17 protein-coding genes are annotated in these 26,063 nt (G+C 65.9%); 6 read left to right on the forward strand and 11 right to left on the reverse strand.

All coding sequences use genetic code 11. From position 1 onward, the window contains the following. Positions 1-69 precede the first annotated feature (69 nt). Together lepB and B4F51_RS02175 are read right to left on the reverse strand one after the other, a co-directional pair. On the reverse strand, positions 70-762 hold the full coding sequence (gene lepB, locus B4F51_RS02170) for a signal peptidase I (RefSeq protein WP_296223440.1): 693 nt from the start codon (positions 760-762) through the stop codon (positions 70-72). A gap of 73 nt (positions 763-835) precedes the next feature. Next, a complete protein-coding gene (locus tag B4F51_RS02175; RefSeq protein ID WP_296223474.1) occupies positions 836-1,444 on the reverse strand; it encodes an arylesterase in 609 nt (202 codons plus the stop codon). A gap of 73 nt (positions 1,445-1,517) precedes the next feature. Between B4F51_RS02175 and B4F51_RS02180 the strand changes: the two genes are divergently transcribed. Then, positions 1,518-2,228 (forward strand): ABC transporter ATP-binding protein, encoded by a 711-nt coding sequence (locus tag B4F51_RS02180; protein ID WP_296223441.1) that lies wholly within the window; start codon positions 1,518-1,520, stop codon positions 2,226-2,228. 39 nt (positions 2,229-2,267) lie between these two features. Here B4F51_RS02180 and pgi read toward each other — a convergent pair whose 3' ends face one another. Beyond that, positions 2,268-3,887: a glucose-6-phosphate isomerase gene (gene pgi, locus B4F51_RS02185; protein WP_296223442.1), complete on the reverse strand. Its 1,620-nt coding sequence runs from the start codon at positions 3,885-3,887 to the stop codon at positions 2,268-2,270. Positions 3,888-3,948: 61 nt separating this feature from the next. After that, positions 3,949-5,544, reverse strand: a complete 1,596-nt coding sequence (locus B4F51_RS02190) for an NAD(P)H-hydrate dehydratase (protein ID WP_296223443.1) — start codon at positions 5,542-5,544, stop codon at positions 3,949-3,951. Between the two features lie 99 nt (positions 5,545-5,643). Between B4F51_RS02190 and B4F51_RS02195 the strand changes: the two genes are divergently transcribed. The 3 genes from B4F51_RS02195 to B4F51_RS02205 all read left to right on the forward strand — a co-directional run bounded on the left by B4F51_RS02195 (position 5,644) and on the right by B4F51_RS02205 (position 14,845). Further along, positions 5,644-6,219 (forward strand): winged helix DNA-binding protein, encoded by a 576-nt coding sequence (locus B4F51_RS02195; RefSeq protein WP_296223444.1) that lies wholly within the window; start codon positions 5,644-5,646, stop codon positions 6,217-6,219. 137 nt (positions 6,220-6,356) lie between these two features. Then, on the forward strand, positions 6,357-10,454 hold the full coding sequence (gene purL / locus B4F51_RS02200; protein ID WP_296223475.1) for a phosphoribosylformylglycinamidine synthase: 4,098 nt from the start codon (positions 6,357-6,359) through the stop codon (positions 10,452-10,454). A gap of 290 nt (positions 10,455-10,744) precedes the next feature. After that, positions 10,745-14,845 (forward strand): autotransporter domain-containing protein, encoded by a 4,101-nt coding sequence (locus B4F51_RS02205; RefSeq protein WP_296223445.1) that lies wholly within the window; start codon positions 10,745-10,747, stop codon positions 14,843-14,845. A 92-nt stretch (positions 14,846-14,937) separates the two neighbouring features. Here B4F51_RS02205 and B4F51_RS02210 read toward each other — a convergent pair whose 3' ends face one another. Then, on the reverse strand, positions 14,938-15,864 hold the full coding sequence (locus tag B4F51_RS02210; RefSeq protein ID WP_296223446.1) for a LysR family transcriptional regulator: 927 nt from the start codon (positions 15,862-15,864) through the stop codon (positions 14,938-14,940). Positions 15,865-15,993: 129 nt separating this feature from the next. Between B4F51_RS02210 and B4F51_RS02215 the strand changes: the two genes are divergently transcribed. Then, the gene (locus tag B4F51_RS02215) at positions 15,994-16,758 is read left to right on the forward strand and encodes an SDR family NAD(P)-dependent oxidoreductase (protein WP_296223447.1); all 765 of its coding nucleotides are present in this window, start codon (positions 15,994-15,996) and stop codon (positions 16,756-16,758) included. A gap of 826 nt (positions 16,759-17,584) precedes the next feature. After that, the gene (locus tag B4F51_RS02220; protein ID WP_296223448.1) at positions 17,585-19,021 is read left to right on the forward strand and encodes a sialidase family protein; all 1,437 of its coding nucleotides are present in this window, start codon (positions 17,585-17,587) and stop codon (positions 19,019-19,021) included. A gap of 22 nt (positions 19,022-19,043) precedes the next feature. On the opposite strand, the gene B4F51_RS02225 is transcribed toward B4F51_RS02220, so the two are convergent. The 6 genes from B4F51_RS02225 to B4F51_RS02250 all read right to left on the reverse strand — a co-directional run bounded on the left by B4F51_RS02225 (position 19,044) and on the right by B4F51_RS02250 (position 26,036). Beyond that, positions 19,044-19,880, reverse strand: a complete 837-nt coding sequence (locus B4F51_RS02225; protein ID WP_012762038.1) for an ABC transporter permease — start codon at positions 19,878-19,880, stop codon at positions 19,044-19,046. Positions 19,881-19,896: 16 nt separating this feature from the next. Further along, a complete protein-coding gene (locus B4F51_RS02230; protein WP_045206412.1) occupies positions 19,897-21,165 on the reverse strand; it encodes an ABC transporter permease in 1,269 nt (422 codons plus the stop codon). 102 nt (positions 21,166-21,267) lie between these two features. Then, on the reverse strand, positions 21,268-22,308 hold the full coding sequence (locus B4F51_RS02235) for an ABC transporter substrate-binding protein (RefSeq protein ID WP_296223449.1): 1,041 nt from the start codon (positions 22,306-22,308) through the stop codon (positions 21,268-21,270). Positions 22,309-22,379: 71 nt separating this feature from the next. After that, entirely contained in the window at positions 22,380-23,468 is a 1,089-nt protein-coding gene (locus B4F51_RS02240; protein WP_296223450.1) for an ABC transporter ATP-binding protein, read from the reverse strand. A 454-nt stretch (positions 23,469-23,922) separates the two neighbouring features. Beyond that, the gene (locus tag B4F51_RS02245) at positions 23,923-25,350 is read right to left on the reverse strand and encodes a sensor histidine kinase (protein WP_296223451.1); all 1,428 of its coding nucleotides are present in this window, start codon (positions 25,348-25,350) and stop codon (positions 23,923-23,925) included. Beyond that, entirely contained in the window at positions 25,347-26,036 is a 690-nt protein-coding gene (locus B4F51_RS02250; RefSeq protein WP_296223452.1) for a response regulator, read from the reverse strand. Before B4F51_RS02250 ends, B4F51_RS02245 begins: the two co-directional genes overlap by 4 nt. Positions 26,037-26,063 lie beyond the last annotated feature (27 nt).

Here is a 26,063-nt window from a genome sequence, read left to right on the forward strand (position 1 = left end):
GCTGCAAGCCTGACAAAAAAGCCCCCTTTAGCCGATCGGCGAGGGGGCTTTGTCTTTGTGTGGGTCGGCTTAGTCGAGCGGCTTGCCGATGCGCGCGAGACGCGGCATGTACCAGCGGTCCGGGTCGAACGACAGCGCGACGTGCGAGGCGCGTGCGATCAGGTTTTTGCGCGGGACGAGGCCGAAGTAGCGCGAGTCGCGGCTGTTGTCGCGGTTGTCGCCGAGCATCAGGTAGTGATCTGGCGGCACCGTGATCGGGCCGAAGTTGCGCAATGCAGCCACTTGCGGCAAGACCATCACGGTATGCTCGCGGCCGGGCAGGGCCTCGGACCAAAGCTCATGCGGCAAGGCGGCAGTCGCCTGCGGCAATGCACCAGGGGCAACGTCCGGCAGCGGTGCATAGGCGATCCGCTTGTGGTTGATGACCAGTGCGTCCCCTTTCATCTCGACCACGTCGCCGGGTAGGCCGACCAGGCGTTTGACCAGTTTCGTGCCGTCTTCCGGCGAGGAAAACACGACGACGTCGCCGCGCCGGGGTTCGTCGCCACGCTTGAGCCAGACCGTGGTGGCCGGCACGCGCACACCGTAGGCCAGCCGATTCATCAGGATGTAATCGCCTTCGACGAGCGTCGGATTCATCGAGCCGCTGGGCACGACAGCCCAATCGGCAATGCAGGCGCGGAATGCGAACAACAAGGACATGCCGACCAGGAATCGCTTGTTGTCGCGTGCCGCGTGCAGTGCGCCTGCCAGAAGCTTCATGGTGTTCCCCCGTGTGAGATACGCCCCTGACGTGTGCCGTGCTTCTAGCGAGCAGGGCAGTGCGGCCGGGCCGTCACCCTCCGACCCGCGTCTTCAGCAGAGGTTCCAGCTTGGGCCAGACGTTGTCCAATAGCGTCGGCTGGGCCTGGGCGACCGGGTGGATGCGGTCTTCCTGGAACCAGTCGGGATGCTGCACCACGCCGTCCAGCAGGAAGGGCACCAGCGGCAGCTTGTACTGCTGCGCCAGCTTGCCGAACATGGCGAAGAAATGCTCGCTGTAATCGGGCCCGTAGTTGGGCGGGATGCGCATGCCGACCAGCAGCACCTTGGCGCCGGCCGCCTGCGAAGCATCGATCATTGCCTTCAGGTTGGATTCGCTGGCGGTAAGCGACAGGCCGCGCAATGCATCGTTGGCGCCCAGCTCCAGGATGACGACGGTGGGCTTCTCGCGCGCCAGCACTGCGGCCAAGCGGGCGCGGCCGCCGGCCGTGGTGTCGCCGCTGATGCTGGCATTGGCGACGCTATAATCAAGCTTCCGTTCTTTGAGACGCTTGTCGAGCAGCGCGACCCAGCCGGTGCCCTGCGCCAGGCCGTATCCCGCTGACAGGCTGTCACCCAGCACCAACACGCGATGCGATGCGACCGTGTCCTGGGCCGCCGCCAATTGCCCGGCCGGCAGCATGCCGATCAACGCGTAACCCAGCGCTGCAACGAGTGCTTTCACGCTGCGCCTCTTACTACCAACCTGTCCGATCATGTCGTCTTCCGCTACCTGGGTGATTGAGGTCGATTCGCTGCACAAGACCGTGCGCGATGCCACCGGCGAGTTGCCTATTTTGAGCGATGTTTCGTTTCGCGTGGAAGCGGGCGAGACGTTGGCGATTGTCGGTGCCTCGGGGTCGGGCAAGTCGACGTTGCTCGGATTGCTGGCGGGGCTCGATCTGCCGACCTCCGGGACGGTCAAGCTGCTGGGGCACGACCTGTTCGGGCTGGATGAAGATGGCCGCGCGGCCGTGCGCGGCAGCCACGTGGGCTTCGTCTTCCAGTCGTTCCAGTTGCTGCCGCACCTGACCGCGCTGGAGAACGTGACGCTGCCGCTGGAACTGCAGGGCAACGTGGGCGCTGCAGAGATGCGCCGCCGCGCCACGGCGCTGCTGGAGCGTGTCGGCCTGGGCGCGCGGCTGTCGCATTATCCGAAGACGCTCTCGGGCGGCGAGCAGCAGCGCGTGGCGCTGGCTCGTGCGTTCGTGACCGAGCCGGACATTCTCTTCGCCGACGAGCCGACCGGCAGCCTCGACACCGCCACCGGCGAAGCCGTCATTGCGCTGATGTTCGAACTCAACCGCAGTGCGGGTTCCACGCTGGTGCTGGTCACGCACGACCGGTCTGTCGCGGCGCGTTGTAGCCGTATCCTCACGATCGAGGCCGGTCACCTGATCGGTGACGAGGCCATGACCGAACTCTGACGTCCGACGCGAACTCTGCCGTTCGCGGCTACGTGGTCGTTAGAGGGCTGTCCTGGCGCGGCGGATCAGCGCTGCCGTCGACGCATCGTGCGCTACCGAGGCGGGCGCACCTTCCAGCTCTGCCTGGATCGGCTTGGCGAGCTTCTTGCCCAGTTCCACGCCCCATTGATCGAATGAGTTGATGTTCCAGACCGCGCCTTGTACGAAGGTGCGGTGCTCGGCGCAGGCAATCAACGCGCCGAGCGACGCGGCATCGAGCCGCTGCATCAGGATGGTTGTGCTCGGGCGGTTGCCGTCGAACACCATATGCGGCACCAGTGCTTCGTCGGTCACGCCGCCGGCGCGTACTTCATCGGCGGTGCGCCCGCGCAGCAATGCCTCGCCCTGGGCGAAGCAGTTGGCGAGCAGCTTGGCGTGATGGCCGGGCAGGTTGCGCACGGGTTCGAGCGTGGTGATGAAATCCACCGGCACGATCTGCGAGCCCTGATGAATCAACTGGAAATACGCATGCTGGCCGTTGGTGCCGGCTGTGCCCCAGACGATGGGGCCGGTGTCGGTATCGATAGCGGCGCCCGTACGTTGGACCGACTTGCCGTTGCTCTCCATCTCCAGTTGCTGCATGAAGTCGGTCAGCAGCTCAAGCGGCGCGCAGTAGGGCACCGTGCAGGCGCTGGCCGCATTGAAGAAGCCGCGGTACCACACCGACAACATCCCGAGGATGAGCGGCAGGTTCTCGCGCGGTGCGGCCGTGGCGAAGTGGCGGTCCATCGCGCGCGCGCCGTCGAGCATTGCCTCGAACTGCTGTGGCCCGATCGCCAGCACGATCGACAGGCCCACCGCCGACCACAGCGAAAAACGCCCGCCCACCCAATCCCAGAACGTGAACATGTTGTCCGGATCGATGCCGAACTGGACGACGGCCTCGCGGTTGGTGGAGACGGCCACGAAGTGGTGCCTGAGCTGATCTTCGGCCACGCCGTGCTCGACAAACCAGCGGCGCATGCTGTGCGCGTTGGCCATCGTTTCGAGCGTGGTGAACGTCTTGGAGCAGACGATGGCGAGCGTGGTGTCGGGGTTCAAGCCGTCGAGCGTCTCCGCCAGGTCGGTGCCGTCAACGTTGGAAACGAAATGCACGCGCACCTGCGGCACGGCGAGGTGATCGAGCGCGCGGCACACCATGCGCGGGCCCAGATCGGAGCCGCCGATGCCGATGTTGACGATATCGGTGATGCGCTGGCCGGAGTGGCCCGTCCATGCGCCGCTATGCACGCGGTTGGCGAAGTCGCGCATCTGGGCGCGCACGCGCAGCACCTCGGGCATGACCGGCTCGCCATCTGCGCGGTAGTCATCTTCGGCATGGCCGCGCAGGGCGACGTGCAGGACGGAGCGATGCTCGGTGTTGTTGATGCGGCCGCCGCGCAGCATGGCGTCGCGCAGCGTGAGCACGCCGGCTTCGTCGGCCAGCTTGAGGAGCAGCGCAAGCGTGTCGGGCGTAATGCGGTTTTTGGAGTAGTCGACCGTGAGGCCCGCGGCTTCGAGCGTGAAGGCGCGCACCCGCTGCTCAGCGTCCGGTGCGGCAAACCAGTCGCGCATGTGGGCAGCGCGGATGGTCTGGGCGTGTTGCGTGAGGGACTGCCAGGCGGGTAGGGCGATGGGCATACGGCGTGACATCAGCAAGCGAAAACGTGTGCCAAGTATAACGGCGTGTTACGGCGGGCTTCTATCGGCGAGCGTCCGACGCCAGCAGCGCGTTGAGTGCACGTCGTGCCGGCACACACAATTCGCCCGCGTGCAGACCGACGGGGCCGACACCCGCATGGACCAGATCATCCGCCGCACGGCCATGCAGCCAGACCGCCGCGAGCGCCGCCTCGCGCGCCGATATACCCTGCGCGAGCAACGCACCAACCATGCCGGTCAGCACGTCGCCGGTACCGCCCGTGGCCAGGCCACCATTGCCGGTCGGGTTGATGGCGGGGGCCATGCCCGGCGCAGCAATCACGGTGCCCGAACCCTTGACCACGACGACGGCATTGGTGCGATTGACCAGCGCCTTGGCCGCGGACAGCCGGTCATGCTGCACGGTCTGCGCATCGGTTTGCAGCAGCCTTGCGGCTTCGAGCGGGTGCGGCGTCAGCACCACGGGCACACCGTTTTCCGCCAGCCGTGTCAGGCGTGTAAGCAGCGCGGGCGCCTTTGCGAAGAGGTTCAGCGCATCGGCGTCGAACACGGCAGGCGCTCGGGCCGAGAGCATGCGATCCAGCAAGTGGTCGAGCGCCGCTTCCGACTCCTTGCCGGTGCCCATGCCGGGGCCCACGGCCAGCGCCTGCATGTCGCCCAGGTCGAGTGCGCCCCATGTGTGCAGCATCAGCTCGGGCTGCGCGAAATCGACACGCGGCGCATCGGCAGCAAGAGAGACCACATGCACCTTGCCCGCACCGAGGTAAAGCGCCCCGCGTGCCGACAACAGCGGAGCGCCCACCATGCCCGGCGCCCCACCGACGATGGCGACGCTGCCGTACGTACCCTTGTGTCCGTTGTGGAGCCGGCGCGGCACCTGCGCAAGCCAGCGCGCCGGTGTGTTGATGAGCGCATCCGCCTCGATCACGCCGTCGTAGGCAGGCTGCGCCGCCTGCAAATCCGCCAAGGCGATGTCTCCCGCGGCGTCACGGCCGATGCCGGTCAGCAGGCCGGGCTTGACGGCAAGGAACGTGATGGTGGCACGCGCGCGGATGACGGGCGAGTCTGGCGCCGGTGGCTGCCCCGTATCGCCGTTCAGCCCGGAGGGGATGTCCAGTGCGTAGACCGGCAGGCCACTCGCGTTGATGGTCTCGACCAGCGCCGCAGGCAGCCCGGTCAGCGGCCGCCCCAGCCCGATGCCGAACAGCCCGTCGACGATGCCGGTGGCCGTGGCCGGTACGGACGCGGGCGTGTGGAGTTGCTCGATCGGCACGTTTGCCGCGCGGGCTTCGGTCCAGGCGCGCCGGGCGTCGTCGGGGAGTTTGGCTGGGTCGGCGGTCAGCCACACGGTGACGGTGCGGCCGGCCAGATGCAGCACCGTTGCCGCGACCAACGCATCGCCGCCATTGTTGCCGGGGCCGGCAACGAACAGCAGATGGCCATGCGGCGCCCGTGTCTGCAGCCAGTCGGCCGCAGCCTCGCCGGCACGGGCCATGAGCGCGAAAGGTTCGAGCGTGCGGTAAGCGGCGGCTTCCAGTGCGCGGATGCCGACCGTGCCGAACAGCAAATCGGCGCCATGATGCGCGGCAAGGGCGCCGTCGATCAGGATTTCACGCCAGGTGGGGTGTGTGGACATGATGGCTACAGGCTATAACCGAGTCAGACATGACGATCTATTCTCTTACAATAGCCCGCGTTTCCGACCGTTTCCGCCCCTTTTACGTCCGAGTTGCGCATGTCCAGCACGTCGAAATTGCCGTCAACACAGAAAGCCGATCCGTCTGAAGTGACCGCCGATACGGGCGCGACGGGCGGGCCGATCGTGTCTTCGTCGCACCTGGTGTCGGCGCGCAGCCCGGAGTTGTCGGAGTTCGAGTTTGCGCTCAACACGGCTTACAACGCCTACAACCGCTGGTGCGTGCGCTGCATGGCTGCCGCCGGCGTGCGCGACCTGACCTTCCTCGATGTGCTGGTTGTGCATCACGTCAACCACCGTGGCCGCGCCAAGCGCCTGGCCGACATCTGCTTTGTGCTCAACGTGGAAGACACCCACCTCGTCACGTATTCCCTCAAAAAGCTGCAGGGGATGGAGTTGGTGGAAGGCACGCGCAATGGCAAGGAAGTCACCTACACCACCACGCCGACGGGTGAAAAGGCCTGTGCCCGCTACCGCGAGATCCGTGAGCAGTGCCTGACCAGCAACATCTCGCCCGGTGGCGAGGAGAACGCCGAAATCGGCGAGCTGGCGCGCCTGCTGCGCGTACTGACGGGGCTGTACGAGCAGGCCGCGCGCTCGGCGACGTCGCTGTAAAACGCCTGTTTCAGCCTCGGCAAGGGCATTTCCAGCCGATTTGGCCATCGGTAAGAAGGGCTGAGCAAGGTACAATGGCGGTTTTCCCGCGCACGCCGGGAAAACTCCCCTTCCAGCTACTGCCTGCCTTGCCCACCATGGCGCATTTCTCGTGCTTTCCCGGCGCTCTCGCGCTGTCCGCCTTCCGCCAGCAACGCCTGCTTTCCACCCTCAAGCGCATCGATCCGGACATCGATGCCGTCAGTGCCCAATACCTGCATTTCGTGGCCGCCGACACGCCGCTGTCGGCCGATGAATCTGCCCGTGTGCAAGCGCTGCTGACCTACGGTTCGCCCGCGCCGGCCGAGGTGGAGGGCGACCGCTTCGTGGTCATTCCGCGCTTTGGCACGATCTCGCCGTGGGCGAGCAAGGCGACCGAAATCGCTCGCCACTGCGCACTGCCGCAAATCCACCGCATCGAGCGGGGTGTGGAATTCACCGTCACGTGCAAGAAGGGCCTCATCCGGGGCCGCAAGCACCTGGACGACGCCACCCGCGCCGCCGTGGCCGCGCACCTGCACGACCGCATGACGGAAACCGTGATCGACACGCGCGAAGCCGGTTACGGCCTGTTCGACGTGCTGCCCGCCAAGGCGCTGCGCTTTGTTGATCTGGGCAGCGGAGACGCCGCCGCCGGCCGCCGCGCGCTGCAAGCCGCCAACGTTGAGATGGGCCTGGCCCTCTCCGACGACGAAATCGACTATCTCGTCGACGCCTACCGCAAGCTCGAACGCAACCCGACCGACGTCGAGCTGATGATGTTCGCCCAGGCCAACAGCGAGCACTGCCGCCACAAGATTTTCAACGCCGACTGGACCATCGACGGCGAACAGCAGGACAAGTCGCTCTTCGCGATGATCCGCAACACGCACCAGCTCGCGCCGCAGGGCACGATCGTCGCGTACTCGGACAACGCCGCCGTGATGGAAGGCGGCATGGCCGAGCGCTGGTTCCCGCACGCAGGCACGGAAGGCGAGACGGGTGTGCCGCAATATGGCCGCCGTGAAGCCCTCACGCACACGCTGATGAAGGTGGAGACGCACAACCACCCGACGGCCATTTCCCCGTTCCCGGGTGCGTCGACCGGCGCGGGCGGTGAAATTCGTGACGAAGGCGCGACCGGCCGTGGCGCCAAGCCCAAGGCTGGCCTGACCGGCTTTACCGTGTCTAACCTGCTGCTGCCCGAAGCCGTGCAATCGTGGGAAAACGCCCGCGATACGGCCCAGCCTGTGGCACACCGCAACCCGAATGAAGCTGCACCGAGCCCGGTCGGCAAACCGGACCGCATCGCCTCGCCGCTGCAGATCATGATCGAGGGCCCGATCGGCGGCGCAGCGTTCAACAACGAATTCGGCCGGCCCAACCTGGGCGGCTATTTCCGCGTCTACGAGCAGAACGTCGGCGGCACCGTGCGCGGCTATCACAAGCCGATCATGATTGCCGGCGGCATCGGCAACATCGACGCCGGCCACACGCACAAGCACGGCCTGCCAGCCGGTACGCTGCTGATCCAACTCGGCGGCCCCGGCATGCGTATCGGCATGGGCGGTGGCGCTGCCAGCTCGATGGCGACCGGCACCAATACCGCCGACCTGGACTTCGATTCCGTCCAGCGCGGCAACCCCGAAATGCAGCGCCGCGCGCAGGAAGTCATCAACGCGTGCTGGGCGCTGGGTGAAGACAACCCGATCCTGTCGATCCACGACGTGGGAGCGGGCGGTATCTCCAATGCTTTCCCAGAACTCGTTGACGGCGCCGACAAGGGTGCCCGCTTCGACCTGCGCCAAGTGCATCTGGAAGAGTCGGGCTTGAGCCCAGCAGAAATCTGGTGCAACGAATCGCAAGAGCGTTACACGCTGGCGATTGCTCCGGGCGATTTCCCGCGCTTCCAGGCCATGTGCGAGCGCGAGCGCGCGCCGTTCTCCGTCGTCGGCTTTGCCACGGACGAACAGCAACTGCAGGTGGTCGACCGTGACGCGCCCGCCGACAGTGCCGAGCACTTCCCGGTCAACATGCCGATGGATGTGCTGCTCGGCAAGCCGCCGCGCATGCATCGCGACGTGCGCCGTGTGTCGCAGGAACTGCCGGAAGTGGACGTTACCGGGCTGGACCTGGAACCCGTCGCACGCGATGTGCTGCGCCATCCGACGGTCGCCAGCAAGTCGTTCCTCATCACCATTGGCGACCGCACCGTCGGCGGCCTGAACACGCGCGACCAGATGGTCGGCCCGTGGCAAGTGCCAGTGGCCGACGTGGCCGTCACCACGCTCGACTTCAAGGGCTACACGGGCGAGGCGATGACGATGGGCGAGCGCACGCCGCTGGCTGTCATCAACGCACCCGCGTCGGGCCGCATGGCCATCGGTGAGGCCATCACCAACATTGCCGCCGCGCCGATCGACTCGCTCACGCAACTCAAGCTGTCGGCCAACTGGATGGCCGCGTGCGGCGTGAACGGCGAAGACGCCCGCCTGTACGACACGGTCAAGGCCGTCGGCATGGATCTGTGCCCGGCACTGGGGATCAGCATCCCGGTGGGCAAGGATTCGCTGTCGATGCGCACCAAGTGGGAAGACGAGGGCGCAGCGAAGGAAGTCGTCGCGCCGGTGTCGCTCATCGTCTCGGCCTTTGCGCCGGTAACGGACGTGCGCAAGACGCTCACGCCGCAGCTCAAGCAAGTCGAATCTGCCAACGCGCCGGCCGACACCACGCTGATCCTGATCGACCTGGGCCGCGGCAAGAACCGCATGGGCGGCAGCATCCTGGCGCAGGTCACGGAGCAGATCGGCAACAGTGTGCCCGATGTGGACGACGCCGAAGACCTCAAGCGCTTCTTCGCCGCCATCCAACAACTGAACGCGAGCGGCGCGCTGCTGGCCTACCACGACCGCTCCGACGGGGGCCTGTGGGCGACCGTCTGCGAAATGGCCTTTGCGGGCCATTGCGGCGTGTCGATCAACGTCGACATGCTCACCCTCGACGGCACGCACGAATCGGACTACGGCGACGCCAAGAACTGGGCGCAGCAAGTCTCCGGCCGCCGCGCCGACCTGACGCTGCGTGCGCTGTTCAACGAAGAACTCGGTGCAGTCATCCAGGTGCCGCTGGCCCAGCGCGACGCTGTGTTCGCGGTACTGCGCGAGCACGGCCTGGCAGGCTGCAGCCACGTCATCGGCGCCCCCAACGCCAATGACCACATCGAAATCTGGCGCGATGCGAAGAAGGTGTTCAGCGCGTCGCGCATCGAACTGCAACGCACGTGGACGGACGTTTCCTGGCGCATCGCCAACCTGCGCGACAACCCCGAGTGCACGCAGAGCGAATACGACCGCATCCTCGACGCCGAAGATCCGGGCATCTCGCCCAAGCTCACGTTCGATATTGCGGAAGACGTGGCTGCGCCGTTCATTGCAACGGGCGCGCGCCCGCGCATGGCGATCCTGCGTGAGCAGGGGGTCAACTCGCAGGTGGAAATGGCCTACGCGATGGACAAGGCCGGCTTCGACACGTACGACGTGCACATGAGCGACCTGCTGGCCGGCCGCACCAAGCTGGCCGACTTCAAGGGCTTCGTGGCCTGCGGCGGCTTCAGCTATGGCGACGTGCTGGGCGCGGGCGAGGGCTGGGCCAAGACCATCCTCTTCAACAGCATGCTTGCCGAGCAGTTCGCGGCGTTCTTCAACCGCACCGATTCGATCGCGCTGGGCGTGTGTAACGGCTGCCAGATGATGGCGAACCTGGCCCCGATCATCCCGGGCGCGGGTGCATGGCCGAAGTTCACGCGCAACCAGTCGGAGCAATACGAAGGCCGCTTGGTGAGCGTGCAGGTGGAGGCATCGCCGTCGATCTTCTACGCGGGCATGGAAGGCAGCCGCATCCCCATCGTCGTCGCGCACGGCGAAGGCTATGCGGACTTCTCGCAGCAAGGCGATATCAGCAAGGTGGCCGTCGGCCTGCGCTTTGTCGACAACCGCGGCCAGGTCACGCAGACGTATCCGCTGAACCCGAACGGCTCGCCGCAGGGCATCGCCTCAGTGACGACGCATGACGGCCGCTTCACCGTGGTGATGCCGCACCCGGAACGCGTGTTCCGCGCGGTGCAGATGAGCTGGCATCCGAAGGAATGGGAAGCCGCCGGGGATGGCAGCAGCCCGTGGATGCGGATGTTCCGCAATGCGCGGAAGTGGATGGGCTGACCTGTCTGCCGCAGCAATACAAAGACGCGCCGGGGCAACTCGGCGCGTTTTTTTCGCCCCCGGTCAGGGCAACAGCGCCCGCACAACAGGCCTTACCGATGGCCTGGGCAATATTTCCTAGGCAGGTGTTATATTTCGCGCGCATGCGCCCCCGGCCATAAGCCGAAAAACTGCATCCACCGGACGGCGCGCCAGAGAACGACAACACAAAAAACGGGTCACTCGCGCCACGGTCCTGCCTCTCAATGATCAGCGCCCGACCCATGGGTCTATGCAACGAGGGGATCAACATGAACCGGGTCTATCGGCTGGTCTGGAGCCGCACCTTGCGTGCTCCGCAAGTGGTGTCCGAACTGACAAAGGCATCGCACGGGGGCGTTGACGCCAGCCACGACACAACGCACGCGCATCGGCGAGCATCCATCATTTCAATCGGCATATCGCTCGGCTTGGCTGGCGTGGCGCTCCCTGGCTGGGCGGCGACGTGCTCGCCGAGCACGATTGCAAACTGCAGCGCAGCAGGCGGCGATGGCATCCCGAACCGCAGCGGCAACGGTGGCAGCGGCAATGGCGGTGGCGGCGGTTCGTCCGCGTTCGGCAGCGGTGGCGTCACGGTGCAGATTCCGGGCGGTGCAACCTCGGGCGGGACGGGCGGCACCGGGGCCGCGAACGAATATGGGCAAGTCGGCCCGGGCGGGGCGGCCGGCGCGGTGGTCGCTGGCGATGTCGTCATCAACGCGAACGCACAAGGCGGGTCAGGCCAAGCCTTCGACGGATTCAATTTCGCCGGCGGCGCCGGTGGCGGCGGCGCCGGTGTCTATTCCACGGGCACCAGCGTCACCGTCAACACCGGCGCGACCGTGCAGGGCGGCGCGGGTGGAACTGGCGGTGCCGGCACATCGGGGCCGGCCTCCAACGGCGGAGGCGGTGGTGGCGGCGGCGCAGCCTTGGTGATGGTGACGCCAGCTGGCGACGTGAACAACCAGGGCACGCTGGTTGGCGGCAATGGCGGCAACGGAGGTGGCGGCGGTAATCCGGGTGGCGGCGGTGGCGGCGGCGATGGGTTGCTGATCTTGGGCTCCGGCTCGCAGGTGACCAACATCGGGACAATCGTGGGCGGTGTCGGCGGCGGCGCCGGTGGCGGCGGCAGCACGGCAGGCGCCAGTGGCGCGGGCGTCAATCTGGCTGCCGGGTTCAACGTGCTCACCAACGTCGGCACGATTACTGGCGGCGCGGGCAACGGCGGTGCCGCGGGCGCAGGTGTCATTGCCAATGGCGCGGTCATCGTCAATGGCGGCACGATCAGCGGCGGGTTGTTCAGCGACGGCGTGACGCGTGCGGCAGCCATCCAGTTCAACGGGACGAACAACACGCTGCAACTGCTGACGGGTTCCAACATCATCGGCAACCTCGACGTGGCGGCGGGGGCGGTAGCCAAGATCACGGCAGGCAGCGCCGGGCTCTCGCTGTCGAACAACATCACGCTGGGCAACACCACGTCGCGCGTCACGCTCGATTCGACCACGACGAACCTCGTGGTGTCAGGTGTCATATCGGGCGCGGGCAACGTGGGTGTGAGCGGCAATCGAACGATCACCCTCACCGGCAACAACACCTATACGGGCGATACCACCATCAGCGCCGGCACGCTGCAGATCGGCAACGGCGGGACCACCGGCTCGGTGGCGGGCAATATCGTCAACAACGGCACACTGGCTTTCAACCGCAGCGATACGCTGACATACGCTGGCACCATCGGCGGCTCCGGCAATCTGGTGCAGGCGGGGCCCGGCACGTTGACCATCTCGGGCACGGCGGGCTATGCGGGCAGCACGACCATCACTGCTGGCACGCTCGCACTGTCGGGCGCCGGCAGCATTGCCGCTTCCAGTGGCGTGGTGAACAACGGCACCTTCGATATCTCTGGGACGACTTCAGGCGCCACGATCAACGCATTGACCGGCACGGGCGCAGTCGCCCTGGGCGGCCAGACGCTGACGCTGGCCAATGCCGCCGGCACGTTCGGCGGCGTCATTGGAGGGGCGGGGCGCCTCACAATTGCGGGTGGCACGCAAACGCTGTCGGCGGCGAACGTATTTACCGGGGTAACGGCCATCAGCGCGGGCACCCTTGCGTTGACCGGCGCGGGCAGCATTGCGACCTCCGGCGGCGTCGTCAACAACGGCACCCTCGACATCTCGGGCACGACCTCCGGCGCCACCATCAACGCATTGACCGGCACGGGGACTGTCGCCCTGGGCAGCCAGACGCTGACGCTGGCCCATGCAGCCGGCACGTTCAGCGGTGCCATCGGCGGTACCGGCGGCCTCACGCTGGGTGGCGGAACGCAGACGCTGTCGGCGGCGAATGGATTTACCGGGGCAACGACGATCAACGCCGGCACACTTGCGTTGACTGGCGCCGGCAGCATTGCCGCCTCCAGCGGCGTGGTCAACAACGGCACGTTCGATATCTCGGGGACGACCTCGGGTGCCACCATCAACGCACTGGCGGGCACGGGAACTGTCGCGTTGGGCGGCCGCACGCTGACGCTGGCCAATGCCGCCGGCACGTTCAGCGGCGCCATTGGCGGTACGGGCGGCCTCACGCTGGGTGGCGGCACGCAAACGCTGTCCGGCGTGAACACGTATACCGGAGCAACGGCCATCAACGCTGGCACGCTCGCCTTGTCGGGGGCTGGCCGTTTGGCTTCGGCTACGTCGGTGTCGCTTGCTGGTGCGGGCGCAGCGCTTGATCTGTCTACGGGCGGCAGCCAGACGGTGGCGCATCTCTCTGGCGTGGCAGGCAGCCGGGTGGCGCTGGGCGGCAGCGCGCTCACGCTGGCTGATGACTCTTCGCAAACCTTCAGCGGCAGCCTGAGCGGCAGCGGAGCCTTGATCAAGCAGGGCACGGGTGCGCTCACGCTCAACGGGGTCAGCAGCGCCTTCTCCGGTACGACGACGGTGGCGGGCGGCACCCTAGCCGTCGGCGATGCGGCGAACGCCAACGCAGTGCTCGGCGGCAACGTCTTGGTGAATACGCTAGGCACGCTGCGTGGCCATGGCACGGTATCGGGCGACGTCAGCAGCAGCGGGGTGGTCGCGCCGGGTGGCTCCATCGGAACGCTCTCCGTCGGCGGTAACTACACGCAAAGCTCGGGCGCGACCCTCTCGATCGAGGTCAGCCCGACGCAGGCATCGCAACTACGCGTGGGCGGTGCCGCGGCGCTGGATGGCTCGCTGGCCATTGTGTTCGATCCCGGCACCTACACCGCTCGCCGCTACACCGTGCTGAGTGCGGCCAATGGCGTGACGGGCCGCTTCGCAAACGTCAGTGCGGCCACGGCCGGGGCGAACCTCGGCGCGTTGCAGCAGTCGGTGGACTACGGCACCAACGCGGTCGACCTGCTGCTCGCCGAAGCAACCGGGCCGGGCACGCCGACTGGCACCACTGTGGTGGCACCAGCAAAGACCTCGATCTACACGGCACTTGGCACGACAGCGCTGCTTCAGGCCCAGGGCGCCAGCTCCGCGCTGCTCGGCAGGTTGTCGAGCTTGCAAGACGGCCCCGTCGGTTCCAACGATGTGTGGGTCACGGCCAGCGGCTCCAGCACCAAGGTCGGGGGCACGGGCAATGCGCCGGGATTCCTCACACACGCCTATGGGTTCCTCGCGGGTGCGGAGGGCCGCCTTGGTGGGGCCACAGTGGGCGCGGCTGGCGGCTACACCCACACCACGCTCGGTGAAGACACGACCGGCGCATCGGGCGCCATCGATACGCTGCGCGTGGCTCTTTACGGAGCGCAGCCGATGGGCGCCGTCAACCTTTCGGCCACGGTCGGTTACGGGCTCGATTTCTTCTCGCAGAAGCGGCCATTCGGCAGCGTGGGGACCGCCGAGGGCGACCATCTGGCGCACGAGCTCACCGTCGCCACGCAGGCCAGCTTGCCGATGGAAGTTGGTGGTATCCAGCTCGCCCCCCACGTGGGCCTGCGGTATGCCTATGTGCGCGGCAGCGGCTTCGGCGAGAACGGCGCCAACGGCCAGAACCTGCAAGTCGGCTCCGACAGCGCGCGCAGTCTCCAGCCCTACGTGGGTGTCACGCTCGACAAGGCCTTCGGCGATGCCGTGCGCCCCCTCAACGTGCAGCTTCGCGTGGGCTATGCGCACGAGCTGATGAACGCCGGCCGAGTCATTCAGGTGCAGAGCCAGGACGGCACCGTGTTCGCCGCTCCCGGCACCGATCTCCCGCGTTCGTTCCTGACGACTGGTGCCAGCGTTACGCTCCAGGCAGCCAAGGCGACCACGGTGTCCGTTGGGGTCGATGCGACCATCAATACGAGCCACGTGTCTGCACAGTCGGCCTATGTGCGGGTCAATCACAGGTTCTGACGGGGGGCGTGCAGAGGCGCACGTGCGCATCGTGCTGGCAAGTCTGAAAGCTCCGGCGCTCGGCGGTGTGGGTGAGCCGGAGTCCCCCCGCACTACCGGCCGGTCGGTAACGGCGCCAGATGCGGCGCCAACAGGTCTGCGATCCAATTCATAAACACCTGCACCCGAACCGGCAGATTCCGCCGGTTCGGATACACCAGCGACACCGGCATCGGCGGCGGCCGCAAGTCGGGCATCACCTCCACCAGCGTGCCGTCCGCAATCGCTGACGACAGCCCCGCATACACGGGCGCCTGGATCATCCCCAGCCCCGCGCGGCACGCTGCGTCGTAGCTCTCGGCCGAACTGACCGTCACCGCGCCTTTCATCGGCCGGAACGCGGAGCGGCCGTCCACCGTGTATTCCCAACCCGGCGATTTCGTCCCCAGCGTCTGCACGTAATGGACGATGCGATGGTGGTCGAGGTCTTCAAGCGTTTTCGGCATGCCGTGGCGTGCGATGTAACTCGGGCTCGCGCAGTTGACCTGATGCAACTGGCCGAGCGGGCGCGCGATGAGGCTGCTGTCGGTCAGGTTGCCGATGCGCAGCACGCAGTCGAAGCCCTCGCGCACAGGGTCGACGCGGCGGTCGGTGCTGGAGAGCTCGATTTCCAGCTCAGGGTGCGCATCCAGCAGCGCGGGCAGGGCGGGAATGACGATGCGGCGTGCAACACCGACCGGCATGTCGACGCGCAGGCGGCCGCGCAGTGCCTGCGCGCTCTGGCGGAACATTGTCTGCAGCTCGTCCATGTCGGCCAGCAGGTCCTGGCAGCGCCCGTAGAAGGCCTGGCCGTCCTGCGTGAGCTGCACCTTGCGGGTGGTCCGGTGCAGCAGGCGCGTGCCGAGCATCGTTTCCAGCTGTTGCACCGCCACCGAGGCGGCGGGCTTGGGAATGCTCAGCGCTTCTGCCGCACGCGTGAAGCTGGCAAGTTCGGCCACGCGCACAAAGATCTGCATGGCTTCGAGTCGGTTGGCGGACATGGCGAGGGGCGGTCGATTGTTATCTGTGGGCAAACACAGCAATAGAATAGGCGAGATTTATTCTTGCTTTATCGCCCAATACCATGCTCTCACGGTGTTCAACACCCCTCAACCCAACCGGAGAGCAACATGACGCAGACCCACACCCCCATCGCGATCATCACCGGCGGTAGCCGCGGCCTTGGCAAGAACATGGCCCAGAAGCTCGCGCAGCGCGGCACCGACGTGATCTTCACCTACCGCAGCAACTGCGCTGAAGCCGATGCGCTCGTCGCTGAACTGACTGCCCAGGGCCGCCGCGCCGCCGCGCTGCAACTCGACACCGGCAAGACCGCCACCTTCCCGGCCTTTGCCGATGCCGTGCGCGGCGTGCTGACGCAGTGGAAGGCCGAGCGCTTCGATTACCTCGTCAACAACGCCGGCGTTGGCGTGCACGCCACCGTGGCCGAAACCACCGAAGCGCAGTTCGACGAACTGATGAACGTCCACTTCAAGGGCGTATTTTTCCTCACGCAGATTTTGCTGCCGCTCATGGCTGACGGCGGGCGCATCGTCAATATCTCGTCGGGTCTCGCACGCTTTGCGCTGCCGGGCTACGGCGCGTATGCGGCGATGAAGGGGGCGGTGGAGGTGCTCACGCGCTATCTCGCCAAGGAACTCGGCCCGCGCGGCATTGCCGTGAACGTGGTGGCGCCGGGCGCAATCGAGACGGACTTTGGCGGTGGTGCGGTGCGCGACAACGCCGACATCAACGCCATGGTGGCCGCCAATACGGCGTTGGGCCGTGCCGGGCTGCCCGATGACATTGGCGGCGTGGTGGCGTCGCTGCTGTCGCCGGACAACCGCTGGATCAACGCCCAGCGTATCGAGGCGTCGGGCGGGATGTTCCTGTAAGCCGCGCAGACCGCGACGCTCGGCGGTCTGCTATTCAACTGCCCAGTCTCGACCTCGAAACGCCGAGAAAAAAGCTCCGCCCGTTGAGCTCTGAACTCGGAGTGCCGAGAAAAAAGCTCCGCGCGTCGAGCTCCGAGCTCGGGCCGCCGAGAAAAAAGCTCCATGCGTCGAGCTCTGAACTCGGATCGTCGAGAAAAAAGCTCCACGCGTCGAGCTCTGAGCTCGGAACGCCGAGAAAAAAGCTCCGCGCGTCGAGCTCTGAACTCGGAGCGCCAACAAAAAGTTGTGGCGGCCGGAGGCTCGAACTCCAGTCGCTGAAATCGACGCTTTATGTGCCAACGCCCAGCATGGGAGGCCGATATGGACTGCCATTCGGATAGGGGAGGCAGTGTGTCGCGCATCGGGCGACTCCACCGGATGGTGGATCGGCTGCCCGGCGCTCACAGCTTCTGCATTGCAACAAAATGAACCGAACGGTGAGCCACCGTTGCCGTGATCGCCTGTGTGGACCTCGTGCGCGCGATTGGCTGCAGCGCATCGTTAATTTTGGTTTGCACAGCGATAAAAATTACTTCACTCCACAGTCGTAAGTATTTCCTAAGCTTACGCGGCAACGGCTGCCTGAGCGCCTTCCAACCGACCCCGCGGTGTTGCAGGGCGGTTGACGTGATGGCCGCGCGCAATGGCATCGTCGTCATTGCGCCACGAGGTGACGGCGATGCGGAGCGTCGAGTGCATGGCTCCACTGCCAGTTACCCGCGCGTTGCACACATCGAGAAGAAGGGCGGCATCCACCACAAGGCAGTCCCCGAAAGAGGAGGTTCTCATGTCTCGTAACAGAGCGGCTGCGCTGCTGCGCAGAAGCGTGCTAACGGCATCCCTGATCGTCAGCCCGGCGCTTTGGGCGGCTACGCTTGTCTCCGGCCCCAGTCCATTTGCCGGGTGCACTGTCGGCGGCCCAGGTACGAATTACGTCAATGCAGAAGTCGAGCCTTACGTCGCTGTCAACCCCGCCAACCCGACGAACTACATTGGCGTCTGGCAGCAAGACCGGTGGTCCAACGGCGGCGCGCACGGCCTGATGTCTGCGGCTTCGTTCGATGGTGGCGCCACCTGGAAGCCGGTGCCTCAGCCGTTCAGCACGTGTGCGGGTGGACTTGGTTACGAGCGCGCTTCGGATCCGTGGGTGTCCTTCGGGCCGGACGGCACCGCGTACTCAGTGTCGATCTCGTTTAACCACACCAACAACAGCAACGCGGTGGGTGCGGCCGTCTCAAGAGACGGCGGCTTGAGCTGGACCAATCTCACCCAGCTCATTACCGACGACGAGCCAAGCACGCAGTTCTTCAACGACAAGGAATCCGTGACGGCAGACCCGGTCAAGCGCGGTGTTGCATATGCGGTGTGGGACCGTCTGGAGTTGCCCAACGACAACCCCTATGCGAACCAGCACGCCTTGGCCTTGCGTGGGCCGGGGTTGTTCTCCAAGACCGTTGATGGCGGCCAGACTTGGAGCGCGCCCAGCGTGATGGTGAACACGCCGTCGGAACATCAAACCATCGGCAACCAGATCGTGGTCAACGCGCAGACCGGCACGCTGTACGACTTCTTCAACTACATCCACGCGCCCGGCAGATCGGCGGGCACCTACAGCGTGGCGTTCGTCAAGTCGACCGACGGCGGCGCGACATGGACCAAACCGCAGCTCATCGCGAGCCTGCAGCTCGTGAGCGTGACCGATCCGAATACCGGCGAGGCACTGCGCACGGGCGACATCATTCCCGAACCGGCCATTGACCCGGCCACGGGGCAGCTCTATGTGGTTTGGCAAGATGGGCGCTTCAGTGGCGGCGCGCATGCTGACATCGCGCTGTCTACCTCTACCGATGGCGGACAAACCTGGAGCGCGCCAAGCCAAGTGAACACGGTGACAGGCAAGGCCGCCTTCAATGCGATGGTGGGGGTCAATTCCGCCGGTACCGTGGCCGTGACGTATTACGACCTGCGCAACCTGGCTGCGGGCAACACAACCACGCTGCCGACGGACTACTGGCAGACGTTGTCGACCGACGGAGGTCAGTCCTTCGGCAATGAATCGCACCTGGCCGGTCCGTTCGACATGAAGACGGCACCGGTAGCGGGAGGCTTCTTCATTGGTGACTACGCGGGGCTGGCGGCGACCGGCACGAAGTTCGTGCCGTTCTTCATCCAGACCAACTCGGGCAACCTGACCAACCGGACGGACGTGTTCGTTTCACCGTAAGGCGCACGCGAGGCGGGCGCCGTCAGGCCACGGCCTTCGCGGCAGCCCGCCCCCGCAGCCACTCAAACGTCAGCAGCAGACACGTCGAAAACACAATCAAGATCGTCGCCAGCGCAGCAATCGTCGGCGAGATGTTCTCGCGAATACCGGTAAACATCTGACGCGGCAGCGTGACCTGATCGGCGCCGGCCAGGAAGAGCGTCACCACCACTTCATCAAACGACGTAGCAAACGCAAACAGCGCCCCCGAAATCACGCCCGGCGCAATCACCGGCAGGGTGATGCGGAAGAACGTCATGACCGGGTTGGCGCCCAGCGACAGGCTCGCCCGCACGAGGTTGTGATTGAACCCTTGCAGCGTCGCCAGCACCGTTGTCACCACAAACGGCACCCCGAGCGCCGCATGCGCGAGGATCAGCCCGATATACGTGTTGGCCAACCCCAGCGGCGCAAAGAACAGATACATGCCCACGCCGACCACCACCACCGGCACGATCATCGGTGACACCAGCACGGCCATCAGCAGGCCCTTGCCACGGAAGTCCGCCTTGTTCAGCCCGATGGCGGCCAGCGTGCCGAGCACCGTTGCCACGATCGTGGCCGCAGGCGCGACGATGAAGCTGTTCTTGGCCGCCATGCGCCATTCGTCAGACGTGACGAGGTTCTGATACCAGCGCAGCGAATAGCTCGGAATCGGATACGAGAGGAAGGTGCTCGACGAGAACGACAGCGGCACGATCACCAGCACCGGCAGCACGAGGTAGAGCAGCGTCAGCACGGCCAGGCCGCGCAGCGCGAAATACCAAATGCGCTCGATGAGCGAGGTGTGCGGGGCGAACATCGGTTTGGCGAGTTTCATTTTCGATGGGCTCCGTTCAACCAACGCGGACCTTGGGCCGCGTGAAGCGTCCATACACCGCGTACAGCACGAGCGTGGCGAGCAAGAGCAAGGCGCCCAGCGCGCAGGCCATGCCCCAGTTGATCGTGACGTTGGTGAAGTAGGCCACGTAGTAGCTGACCATCTGGTCGTTCGGCCCGCCCAGCAGTGCGGGGGTGATGTAGTAACCGAGGGCGAGGATGAACACCAGCAGCGCACCGGCGCCGATGCCCGGATACGTCTGCGGTACATACACGCGCCAGAACGCGGCAAACGGATGACTGCCCAACGACACCGCCGCCCGCTGGTACGTGGGCGGGATCGACTTCATCACGCTGTACAGCGGCAGGATCATGAACGGCAGCAGGATGTGCGTCATCGAGATGTACACGCCCACGCGGTTGAACAGCAGCGCCAGCGGCTCCTTGATGATGCCGAGGTCCATCAGCCCGTGGTTGATCAGGCCTTCGGTCTGCAGCAGCACGATCCACGCTGCCACGCGCACGAGGATGGACGTCCAGAACGGGATCAGCACCATCACCATGACGAGGTTGGCGCGGCGCTCCGGCAACGAGGCAATCCAGTACGAGAGCGGATAGCCCAGCAGCAGTGCGAACAGCGTCACCATCGCGCTGATGACGAAGGTGCGGATAAACACCGTCACGTAGATCTGCTCGTCGGGGTCGGTCGCTTCGATATGGCCGAAGGCATCTTGCCGGTGGTCCAGCGCGGCCAGCAGATAGAACGGCGACGTGCGGCTGCTGTTCTTGGCGATGGCCTGCCAGTAGGTGACATCGCCCCAGCGGTCGTCGAGTTCGAGGAGCTTGGCGCGGGTCTGGCCGGGCGTCAGCGTCAGTGCCTTGCCCTGGTCATCGGCCAGCGGCATCGCGCGTGCGGTCTTGGCAACCAGCGAGCGGAAGCCCGGGATTTCTGTGTTGAGGCGGCGGGCCAGTGCGCCCATCGCTTCGCCTTCGCTCACGATGGTGAGATCTGCGGCGAGCGCGGCGTAGGCGGCGTCGGCCGGCGGGCTCTTGCGGTCCCAGTCTTTCAGGGCGATGACCGTCTTGGGCAGCGCGTCGGCCACCTCGGGGTTCTGCACGGCGCGTGTGAGCAGGGCGCCGATCGGTACGACAAAGATCAGCAGCAGGAAGATGGCGAGCGGCGCCACCAGCGCCAGCGCCATGGCACGCCTGCGCGCCTCAGCGCTCTTCAGTTCGCGTTTGAGTTTGGCCGTCGAATCAGGAACCGATTCAGCCGCGATCGTCATGGTGTTCAATGCTGCCTCGCCATCGCTACGGGAATTCGTCCGGCGGATGCCTTGCCATAGGGCGGGGCATCCGCGCGGTCACTGCGTTACACCACTATGCGGTTACTTCGATGCCCACGAGGCGAAGCGCTGTTCCAGCTCGTCGCCGTGGTCGGTCCAGAACTGCAGGTTCTGCAGCACGGCGTTCTTGGCGTTCTCCGGCGAGTTCGGCATGTTGGCCTGCGTCTTGGCGTCGAGCGCCTTGATGGCCGCTACGTTGGCCGGGCCGTAGGCGATGTGCTTGGCGTACTCCTGCTGCGGCTTCTGCGACAGCGTGTAGGCGATGTACTGCTCGGCCAGCGCCTTGTTGGGCGTGCCCTTGGGGATGGCCCAGTAGTCCAGGTCGTAGATGCTGCCGTTCCAGACCACCTTCAGGTTCTTGCCTTCGCGCTGGGCGGCGTCGATGCGGCCGTTGAAGGCGGTGGACATCACCACGTCACCCGCCACCAGGAATTGCGGCGGCTGCGCGCCGGCTTCCCACCACTGGATGTTCGGCTTGAGCTGATCGAGCTTCTTGAACGCGCGGTTCTGGCCGTCCTTGGTGGCGAGCACCTTGTAGACGTCCTTGACGGGCACGCCGTCGGCCATCAATGCGAATTCCAGGTTGCCGCGCGCACCCTTGCGCATGCCGCGCTTGCCCGGGAATTTCTTCACGTCCCAGAAATCGGCCCAGCCGGTCGGGGCGGTCTTGAGCTTGTCGGCGTTGTACGCCATCGCGGTCGACCACACGAAGAAGCCCACGCCGCAGGTGCTCGGCGACTCGGGGATCAGATCGGTCTTCTTGGCGATCTTGCTCCAGTCGAGCTTCTCGAACAGGCCTTCATCGCAGCCGCGGCCGATGTCACCCGATTCCACTTCCACCACGTCCCAGTTGACGTGCTTGGCTTCGACCATGGCCTTGATCTTGGCCTGCTCGCCGTTGTACTCGACCACGGTGACCTTGTTGCCGGTCTGCGCTTCGAACGGCTTGTTGAAGGCGGCCTTCTGCGCGTCACCATTGGCGCCGCCGAAGTTGACGACGGTGATTTCCGCTGCATGCGCGCCGAATGCAATGGCGAACGCGCCGGCAAGCACGGACAGACGCGTCTTTGCGATGTGTTTCATTCCTGGCTCCTCTTATTGGCGTGTGGGTACAACGTGTGGTCGTGGCATGCGGGCAGGGTTGCCCGCGTGCGTCATGCAAAAACGCGCAGGTGTTCGGGTGCGAATTCAAGCTGGATCGGCGCGCCCGGCGCAAAGCCGTCGAGCGCGCGCGTGCCCAGCGGCACCTTCACGAAACATTCGGGCTGGTCGGGCAGGGCGCAGCGCATGCGCACGTGGTCGCCAAAGTAGACGAGGCCGCGTGTCTGTCCGGTGATCGCATTGCCGGCGGCGGAGGCACCTTCGGTCAGGCGCATACGCTCGGGGCGGATGCAGCCGGTGGCGGTGGCCCCAACATTGGCGCCGGCGATGTTGCGGCCGACCACGCGAGCGCCGTCGTTGAGCTGCAGTTCGCAGTAGTCGCCCTCGACGCGGGTGACGGTGCCGCGCAGCGTGTTGCTGTCGCCGATGAAGTTGGCGACGAACTCATTGCAGGGGCGCTCGTAGAGGCTGTCCACCGTGTCGAGCTGTTGCACGATGCCCTTGTCGAACACCGCCACGCGGTCGGACATGGTGAGCGCCTCGCCCTGGTCGTGCGTCACGTAGACGAAGGTCACGCCGAGCTTTTCGTGCAGCGATTTCAACTCGTACTGCATGTGTTCACGCAGTTGCTTGTCGAGCGCGCCCAGCGGTTCGTCCATCAGCACGAGCTTGGGCTCGAACACCAGCGCGCGCGCCAGTGCGATGCGCTGCTGCTGGCCGCCCGAGAGCTGCGCCGGGTACCGCTTGGCAAAGCCTTCCATGCGCACCATCTGCAGGGCCTTGTGCACGCGCTCGGCACGTTCGGCGGCGGGCAGCTTGCGCACGGTCAGCGGGTATTCCACGTTTTGCGCGACCGTCAGGTGCGGAAACAGCGCGTAGTTCTGGAACACCATGCCGATGTTGCGCTTGTGCGGCGGCACGTTGTTGAGCAGGGCGCCTTCCAGGCGGATCTCGCCGCCGGTCGGGAATTCGAACCCGGCCAGCATCATCAGGCACGTGGTCTTGCCCGAGCCGGAGGGGCCCAGCAGGGTCAGGAACTCACCCTGGTAGATGTCCAGATCCAGATGCTTGACCACGAGGGTCTCGCCGTCATACGTCTTGCGTACACCGCGAAAGCTGACGATCACGTCGTCCGTCTTCATTGCTGCCTCCTGCCGTTCACGGGTCCTTCCGGGCCGGTCAACATGTCGATGTTGTGTCGAATTGTGGATGGACTATAGCGGCTCATTGTTCTGCCAAGTGGACCCAATTCTGACTATTTGATGGAGCCATTTTGTGTGGGATGCTGGGCACAGCCAACGGGCGTGCGGCATGCCGGCACCACAATAGGGAAAACCCCCGAGGCCTTGCCAAGGCAAGCATGGCGGGCGATCCCATGATTGGGCGCGGTGGTTGGAGTGTAGGCCGCTATGCAGGCGGATGTTGTGGGCAGGCGCGGAGGGGATGGAGCCAATTTGACCCTGCTCGGTGCGCTGTGTGATCTGCCTGAATTTGGTGCGACGCAGCGTCACAAAAACGGTGCGTGCCCGTTATGTGGAGCGGGCGGCTTCTGGATGGAGCGTCCAGTATGTTGTCCCGCAGCAACCCGTCGCGGCGCTAGGCTGTGTTGCCTGGGGTGTCGTCGGGCGGCGCCAGCGCCAGACAGACGCTGATCGTCAGTCCGCCACCGGGCGTGTCCGACAACCCGACCGTACCGCCGTGCATGCGCGCAATCTCGCGCACGATGGCCAAGCCCAGGCCGCTGCCGTCTTGCCCTTGCGAGGCCGCGCCACGGTAGAAGCGGCCGAACACCGCATCGCGCTCGGGCATGGCAATGCCGGGGCCGTCGTCCTCCACCTGCAGCAAGGCTTGTTCGCCCAGCATCGGGGTGTGCTGGCGTTTGACCCGCAGCGTTACGCGTGCGCCGTCGCCGGCATAGCGGATGGCGTTGTCGAGCAGGTTGCCGACCAGTTCCTGCAGCCATTGCGGCTCGCCCGTGACTGTGACGGGCTCGCCCTCGAAGCCGAGGTCGATGCCGGCCCTGCGTGCAATGGGGGCCAGTTCCAGCGCCACGTCGCCGGCCAGCGTATCGAGCCGCTGCGGCTGGAGTTGCGGGGCGTAACCGCTGTCCGGCTCCAGGCGAGAGAGCGACAGCAGTTGCTGCACGCCCCGGGCGGCCTGGCGCACGGTGCCGTGCAGCGGTTCCAGATGGCGGCGGATACGGTCGCCGTTGGGCTCGCGCAGGGCGAGTTCGGATTGCGCCTGGATCACGGCCAGTGGCGTCTTCAACTGGTGGGCAGCGTCGGCAAAGAAGCGCTTGCGCGCCTGCAGCATGCGCAGCAGGCGCGCCACATATTGGTTGATTGCCTCGACCAGCGGCGCGACTTCTGCCGGCAGCCCGTGTTGCGCAAGCGGGGCCAGCTCATCAGCGCCCCGGCTGGCGACGCTCTCGCTCAACTGGCGCAGGGGCCGCAGCCCGCGCCGCACGCCCAGCCAGACAACCCCCACGGCCAGCACCACCAGCAGCACTTCCTGCTGCAGCGATCCCGCCAGAATCTCGTTCGCCAGCGCTTCGCGCGGCTCCAGCGTTTCGCCCACCAGCAGCCACACAATCTGGATCTGTGAGGACTGTGTATCGCGCACCGGTAGCGGCTGCGCGGCCATGCGGACCTGCATGCCGCGGAACTGCGTGTCGTAGAAGAGGGTACGGTATGGCGCGGGCTGGCGGCCGCCGGGTATCGGCAAGCCATCGTAGCCGGTGAGCGTGGCGCCCTTGGCATCGACGAGCCGATAGAAGATGCTGCTGCCCGTTTCGGATTCGAGAATTTCCAGCGCGAGGTAAGGCAGGTCGATGGCGAAGTGCCCGTCGCTCAGGCGCACGCCTTCGCGCATGGCCTTGAGCGATGCTTCCAGCGTGCGGTCGAATGCCGAGTTGGCGGCGGTCATGGCGCGCGTGTAGGTCAGCCATGCATCGAGCGCGAGCAGCCCCAGCAGCGGCAGCACAAGCCAGAGCGAGAGTTGCCGACGCAGGCTCGGTGCGTTCACGGAGCGGTGTCCGGCTGCGCCGATGTGGCTTCCAGCAGATAGCCGAGCCCGCGCAGCATGACGATGGCCACGCCGCTGCCGTCGAGCTTCTTGCGCAGGCGGTGCACGTAGATCTCGATGGCGTCGGCATTGACCGACTCGTTGATGCTGAAAATCTTCTCCGAGATGGCGGCCTTGTTGACGGCGCGGCCGTCGCGCAGGATCAGCACCTCCAGCACGGCGCGCTCGCGGCCGGTGAGCGCCAGCAGTTCGCCATGGAGCGTGAAGGCGCCGCTGATGCCGTCGTAGTGCAGCGGGCCGCATTGCAGTTGCGTGCTCTCGTGGCCGTGGCTGCGTCGGATGAGCGCACGGGCGCGTGCCTCCACCTCGCTCAGGTCGAACGGTTTCGCAAGGTAATCGTCAGCTCCGAGGTTCAGGCCGCGCACGCGTTCTTCCACGGCGCCGTGGGCGGTCAGGATCATCACGGGCAGCGGGTTCTTGCGGGCGCGCAGGCGCCGCAGCACTTCCAGGCCATCCACGCGCGGCAGGCCGATGTCGAGGATGGCCAGGGCGTAGTCCTGCGTGGTGAGCAGCAGATCGGCGGCGTGGCCGTCGTGCGCGCAGTCGACCGTGAACCCGGCCTGGCCCAGGGCCTCTTCCAGCGTGCTGGCCAGCTTCAGGTTGTCTTCGACCAACAGGATGCGCATATCGGATTCTTCTTGCAGGGGCACAGA

Origin of the sequence: Ralstonia sp. UBA689 (assembly GCF_002298975.1) — a bacterium.
GTDB lineage: Bacteria > Pseudomonadota > Gammaproteobacteria > Burkholderiales > Burkholderiaceae > Ralstonia.